Source organism: Acetobacter sp. (assembly GCF_047721705.1).
Lineage (GTDB): Bacteria > Pseudomonadota > Alphaproteobacteria > Acetobacterales > Acetobacteraceae > Acetobacter.
This window is the reverse complement of sequence record NZ_JBDNXK010000130.1, coordinates 1-6010: the sequence shown is the minus strand read 5'-3', so window position 1 is coordinate 6010 and position 6010 is coordinate 1. Positions and strand designations below refer to the sequence as shown.

Annotated in this window: 7 protein-coding genes and 1 tRNA gene; 3 read left to right on the top strand and 5 right to left on the bottom strand. The window is 54.9% G+C overall.

Annotated features, from left to right (window positions below; translation table 11 throughout):
- The coding region (locus tag ABF824_RS15140; protein ID WP_415489819.1) for a hypothetical protein at positions 1-217 on the top strand (217 nt) is incomplete at its 5' end.
- Between the two features lie 99 nt (positions 218-316).
- Here the strand turns inward: ABF824_RS15140 and ABF824_RS15135 are convergent.
- From ABF824_RS15135 to ABF824_RS15125, 3 genes are all read right to left on the bottom strand, one after another.
- Positions 317-1459 carry a site-specific integrase gene (locus tag ABF824_RS15135; RefSeq protein ID WP_415489818.1) on the bottom strand — a complete coding sequence of 381 codons (1143 nt, stop codon included), beginning with the start codon at positions 1457-1459 and terminating at the stop codon, positions 317-319.
- Between the two features lie 96 nt (positions 1460-1555).
- Positions 1556-1631: transfer RNA gene (locus ABF824_RS15130), tRNA-Glu, on the bottom strand.
- Between the two features lie 74 nt (positions 1632-1705).
- Positions 1706-2035 carry a hypothetical protein gene (locus ABF824_RS15125; RefSeq protein WP_415489817.1) on the bottom strand — a complete coding sequence of 110 codons (330 nt, stop codon included), beginning with the start codon at positions 2033-2035 and terminating at the stop codon, positions 1706-1708.
- 46 nt (positions 2036-2081) lie between these two features.
- Between ABF824_RS15125 and ABF824_RS15120 the strand changes: the two genes are divergently transcribed.
- Both ABF824_RS15120 and rpoH read left to right on the top strand, forming a co-directional pair.
- On the top strand, positions 2082-3059 hold the full coding sequence (locus tag ABF824_RS15120; protein WP_415489816.1) for an RluA family pseudouridine synthase: 978 nt from the start codon (positions 2082-2084) through the stop codon (positions 3057-3059).
- A 251-nt stretch (positions 3060-3310) separates the two neighbouring features.
- Entirely contained in the window at positions 3311-4195 is an 885-nt protein-coding gene (gene rpoH / locus ABF824_RS15115) for an RNA polymerase sigma factor RpoH (protein WP_415489815.1), read from the top strand.
- 69 nt (positions 4196-4264) lie between these two features.
- Here rpoH and ABF824_RS15110 read toward each other — a convergent pair whose 3' ends face one another.
- On the bottom strand, positions 4265-5503 hold the full coding sequence (locus ABF824_RS15110) for a hypothetical protein (protein ID WP_415489821.1): 1239 nt from the start codon (positions 5501-5503) through the stop codon (positions 4265-4267).
- Between the two features lie 24 nt (positions 5504-5527).
- On the bottom strand, positions 5528-5968 hold the full coding sequence (locus tag ABF824_RS15105; RefSeq protein ID WP_415489820.1) for an ExbD/TolR family protein: 441 nt from the start codon (positions 5966-5968) through the stop codon (positions 5528-5530).
- Positions 5969-6010: the final 42 nt, after the last annotated feature.

The following is a 6010-nucleotide window of genomic DNA, read 5'->3' as shown; positions in this document are numbered from 1 at the left end:
CGATGAAACAACAAGCAACGGCCCAGAACAAGGCTTTACACATTATCAGGCTTATGATGTCTATTATGACTTTAATATAAAATATGATGAAACAGAAGAACAATTAGAAGACGCCATATTGTCGATAAATAGACTAAACGGAGATATTCAAAAAATCTTCGATGTGTCTGACTATTCAGAAAAAATAGAATATGTTGACGAACTATATTCTTTTTGATTGCACACAAAAAGGGAGAAGAATTCTTCTCCCCTTTTTCGTCGCAGAGCAGGAAAAAAGGCAGAGCCGTAGGCAATGCCGACGCGACTGATAGAGTAATCACTTTTCAGATTTCTGATAAGCGATATTAATAATCCGCTCTTGCTCTTCGGCAAAGTTTGCAAGGTCTTCGAGGACAGGCTGATAATATCTGTCCAGAGACTTTAAATCACGATGTCCGGTAACTCTGCAAAGGTCGAGGGGATTGGTGAAAATCTTTGCCAGTCGGCTTGTCGCTTCATGGCGCAGGTCATGAAAGGTCAGGTCTTTTAATCCTGCCTTTTTCACATATCGACCATATCGCACGCTGAAAGCATCTTCCGTCCCCACATTGAAAATCTTCTCATGAGGTTTGGGCTGATTTTCACAGGTTGCCAGTTTCTCAAGCAGTAGCCTTCTGGCTCCCGGCATTAATGGACGTTTCTCAGGTCCATGCTCTTCCCGGTGCTTCTCATTTTTCGTGCGAGCCAGTGAGATGGTTTTCCCCTCAAGGTCAACATCTCCCCATGTCAGAGATAAGGACTCTCCACGTCTGCAAGCCTGTTCAATTGACCATCTCACAAGCCAGATATCATCAGGGCAGACCGACCCCGACATACATTCAATCAGTCGGTCATATTCGGACTTATCGGAATTAATATCATTGAGACGACGATTCCGTTTTTTGTCTGCACCCTGAGGACGCTTCACAATACGTCCTGACGCGGGATTCATCGTTAATGGGATATCCCATTCCGAGATGGAATGTTGAATCACGCTTGCCAGCAGATTGAGTCGTTTGACGCACGTTGAGGGAGCCAGACCAGCCTCAAGCATTCTGTCCCTGAACTTCCGCACATCTCCCGAGTTCAGCTTTGATAATCTGACCTGAGAAATATCGTCTCTCAGGATAGCGGGAATATGTCCGATTCTGTCCGTCTGCCGATGCTCCATACATTCATCACGGAATCGGGAGACCAATGATTCAACTGTATGCTTGTCCAGTGGGGAGGTGTCACGGAACAGCCCAAGCTCCGCCTCGGCTGATTTCTCATTAATCCACCGTTTGGCGATAGCAGCGGATTCGAAGGTTTTAATAACCCGCTTTCCGTCAATCTGCTTGCGAGCCTGATACTGCCTGGGACCGCGATAGTAGATTCCACGTTGCAGAGGTCTGCCCGTCGCTGGGTCTCGATTTTCGGTTTTTGAGGTTGCTTCAGACATATCCAACACCCCCACCATTTTTAGATGGATGGCGCAGAAATGGCGCAAAAAACCTAATTATTAGGTAATGGAAACCAAAAAAGCCAATAAAATCAATGGCGTCCCATAGGGGATTCGAACCCCTGTTGCCGCCGTGAGAGGGCGGTGTCCTAGGCCTCTAGACGAATGGGACATTGGCCGTGGGCGGCTTCTTACGGCAACGCACTCATCAAGACAAGAGTAATAATTTAAACAACGCAACTCTTCTCAGGGAGCCAGTTGCAATTCCCCGACTGAGCGTCCCGCCACCGTGTCCCACAACACCACACGATCGGGACCGCCACCACTCAGACGCACCGCCATTATGGGACCGTTTCGCCATTCAATCTGCTCGATTTTCGAGCCAACAGGCTGGTGGAGGTAAAAAATCTTTGAAACAGGCGCGATAGCCATCTGCGATGCATCGACAGAGTGAGCCGGATGAGCCATTCGGTGGACAATGATTGCTATGAGTAGCGCCACCCCCGCCACGATCAGAATTCCCATTCCTATGACGGCAGCGAAAAGCCCTCGTTGCGCGAAATTTCCCTGCTGCACGGCATTACTCCTTCCTGTCGGCCCCGTGGGCCTGTAGATGACACCCATGACAGATTCAACCCACGGTCCACGCACACTGACGGTTACTGAAGATTTTGCCGGGCAGCGGACAGATCGTGTGCTTGCTGCATGTTTTGGCGATCTGTCACGGTCGCGCATCAAGAATCTGATCGACGAAGGGCGTCTGCGCCGTAACGGTGAACAGTTGGGCAATGCGGCCGAGCCTGTTCGGAGCGGTTCGATCCTTGTGCTGGATATTCCGGCTCCTGCGGCCGCCTTCCCTGTTGGGGAGAACATTACTTTCCCCATCCTTTTTGAGGATGACGATCTGATCGTGCTCGATAAGCCCGCTGGGCTCGTCGTGCATCCAGCGCCCGGAAATGAAACGGGCACTCTCGTCAATGCTCTCATCGCGCATTGTGGTGACAGTCTTGTCGGTATTGGCGGAGAACGGCGTCCCGGTATCGTGCATCGTCTCGACAAGGACACCTCAGGACTGATGGTCGTCGCCAAAACAGAGATGACTCATCGCGCCTTATCCGAGGACTTCGCTGCTCGCCGCATTGACCGGGCTTATCTTGCACTCTGCTGGGGCGTCCCCTCCCCCACCAAAGGAGAGTATGAAGGCAACATCGGACGCGACAAGCGCGACCGAAAACGCATGGCTCTGGTGGAAAGAGGCGGGAAGGAAGCCCTTACCCGCTACACGGTCCTCAAAGCCTTTAGAGTATATGCCGCGCTTGTGGAGTGTCGTCTCGCAACAGGCCGGACGCATCAGATCCGCGTGCATTTCTCAGCCAATACGCATCCGCTGATCGGTGATCCTCTCTATCTGCGGCGCATTCCGGCCATTGCAAAATCCTGCCCCACAGATGCCCGGGATGTCGCACTCGATTTTCCCCGACAGGCCCTGCACGCTGCCCGCTTGGGATTCATCCATCCCCGTACGGGTGAAAAGCTTCTGTTCGAGACATCTCCGCCCGAGGATTTCCTCACCCTTGAAAAAGCCTTAGGAAGTGATTAAATAAGATGTTTTTTTGTTAATCTTGACTTTTTAGCCTGTGAGCTTTAACAAGTAATAGTCTTTTCGACGCGCCGATGCGGCCGCCGGAATGGATGTCCCGATCTTTTTCGCCTCAATGGGAGAGAGCGTCGGGGACAACAGAAATCCACTCCCCAGCGTCATCCGGTTTGTTAAGCTTGTACAGTCTGGCGTTCATTTCCAGAAGTCAGAACTGAACAGAGTTCACAGATCGGGATGAAGGAGAAATCTCCATGGCATCACCGTCTCTTACACTCACCCCCGAGACCAGCCTGAACCGTTATCTTCAGGAAATCCGCAAATATCCGCTACTTTCCCCTGAGGAAGAGTCCGCCCTCTCGCGCCGCTGGCGTGACAAGGGAGACGTAAAGGCCGCCCACAAGCTGGTTACCGCCCATCTCCGCCTCGTGGCCAAGATCGCCTTCGGGTATCGTGGTTATGGCCTGCCGCTGAACGAACTGATCAGCGAAGGCAATGTCGGCATGATGCAGGCCGTGCGCCGCTTCGATCCGGACCGTGGTTTCCGTCTTGCCACCTATGCCATGTGGTGGATTCGTGCCGCCATTCAGGAATATATCCTGCACAGCTGGTCCTTGGTGAAGATGGGCACCACTTCTGCCCAGAAGAAACTCTTCTTCAATCTGCGTCGCCTGAAAGGTGAGATGAAAGCCATAGATGATGGTGATCTGCAGCCAGAACAGGTTGATCACATTGCCAAGACGCTTGGCGTCCCTGAGCAGGATGTCGTGGCGATGAATCGCCGCCTGTCGTCAGGCGATCATAGCCTGAACGCGCCACTCCGCAGTGATGGAGATGGTGAGTGGCAGGACTGGCTGATTGACGAGGGTGAGAATCAGGAAGATGCACTGGGAGAGCATGAAGAGTTTTCGGATAGGAAAGCTCTGCTCAAAAGCGCCATGGATTCTCTTAATGAGCGCGAACGCCATATCTTCACAGAACGCCGCCTGAAAGATGATCCGGTGACACTGGAAGAACTTGCACAGCAATATGGCATTTCACGTGAACGCGTTCGTCAGATCGAGACACGCGCGTTTGAGAAGGTGCAGGCCCACATGAAGGAAGATATTGAAGCGCGGCGCAAAGAAGCCGCCATCTAATCTCCTTTTCCGGCTACAAAAAAGCCCGGTGTCTTTTGAAGACACCGGGCTTTTAGTGTTTGGTTGTTCCTATTTTTTCTGTTTGGTTTTGAGTATCCAGAGCTGTGCGATGTCTTTTGCACCGTTGGTGCCCTCGACGGTGCCGAGGGTTGTGACGGCATCGCCTGCGCGACCGGCGTCGAGCTGGGCCTCGCCGAGACGCAGACGAGCGATGTTGATGTCACCCCGCACGCCCTTGTCGATGGCCTGCTGCATCAGTCCAAGCCCCTTGTCGGCCTGACTGAGCGTCACATAGTTGTAGCCCACCGTCAGCAGGGCGTCGCCCGTAGGCGCCTTCAGGGCCGTCGCTTCCTCGGACGCGATCGATGCCTTCTTCTTCTCCACTGCCGCGGCGATGAAGTCCTTCAGCTTCGCCTGACGCGCCGCCCCCGGCTCCTTGCCCAGCACACCCGCGTTGTAACCGGCGGTCATGATGTCGAGGCCGATCTTCGGCACGCCCGCCTGCACGGCGATCTCGGACGCATCCAGGAAGTCCGACGCCTGCGTCAGGTTTCCGGCGGCCAGACGCACGCGATAGACATCGAGCTGCAGAGCCGGCGGCAGGCTGTTGTTGGTCACCAGCGCATGCAGAAGCTGCGCCCAGTAATCAGGCTTCGGATAGTAGGTCGCCAGCAGCACGTAGGTGTGCATCTGGCCAGCCGTGTCCTTCACCTGCGTCTGGCACGTCGCCAGCATCAGCAGGTCGTTCTCGGCCGGAACCTTCTTCGCCTTCAGGGTCTCTTCGACCAGCTGCTTCTGGATACGGCCCGCGTTGGCGTAGTCCTTCTGCAGATAATAGGACTGCACGAGATATTTCTCGATGGCGGCGTTCGGGCCAACCTGCTTGAGGTAGCGCTCGAACCCGGCTGCCGCACGGGGATAATCCTTCGCGGTGTAGGCCGTCGTCGCCTCGGCCTGCAGCAGCTGCGCCTTCTGGTCCTTGCTGGTGCGTGAGGAGGCGATCACCTTGTCATACGCCTCCGTCATCGTCGCCACATCGCCAGACTGCGCCGCGATCGCCCCGCGCATCTGCTCGATCACGTAGGAATCATAAGACGACTTGCCCGATACCGCGTCGGCGGCTTTCACCGCTTCCATCGCCTTGGCGTAATTCTTCGCCGACAGGGCAGACTCCGCGGCAGCGAGCGGCTTGCTCACCGACGGGCTCAGCTCGTCCGCCGCATGGGCGGCACCCGGCAGAACGGGTGCGAGCGCGAGACCGCACAGGAGGGACGCCGCCAGCGGCAGACGGGAAAAGCGCAACACCATGACCTTCTTCACTCTCCGTACTCTTTACTGGTCGTTCATGAACTGATCCTGCCCGACGATCCCGAGCTTGGTAATGCCCAGTCTCTGCGCGTCAGCCAGTACATGTGCGACAGTCTTGTAGTCCGCCAGGCGGTTGGGGTTGATGTGCATCTCGGGCTGATCCCCTTCCGCAGCCGCGGCGCGGAAACGTGCCTGCAGGTCATCCTCGCTGGTGATGGGCTCGCCATTCCAGCTGATCGAATTGTCAAAATCGATCACCACGTTCACCACCTTCGGCTCTTCCGTCGTCGTCGGTGGCGGCGGGTCGCCCTGCGGCAGGTTCATCGACACCGTGTGCGTCTGCAGCGGAATCGTGATGATCAGCATGATCAGCAGCACCAGCATCACGTCGATCAGCGGCGTGGTGTTGATATCGACAATGCCTTCGTCTTCGGTCGTGCTGTCCGACCCGACATTCATGCCCATGACTGGATCACTCTCTACATCTGTGGCGCCCCTCCTCCCGCA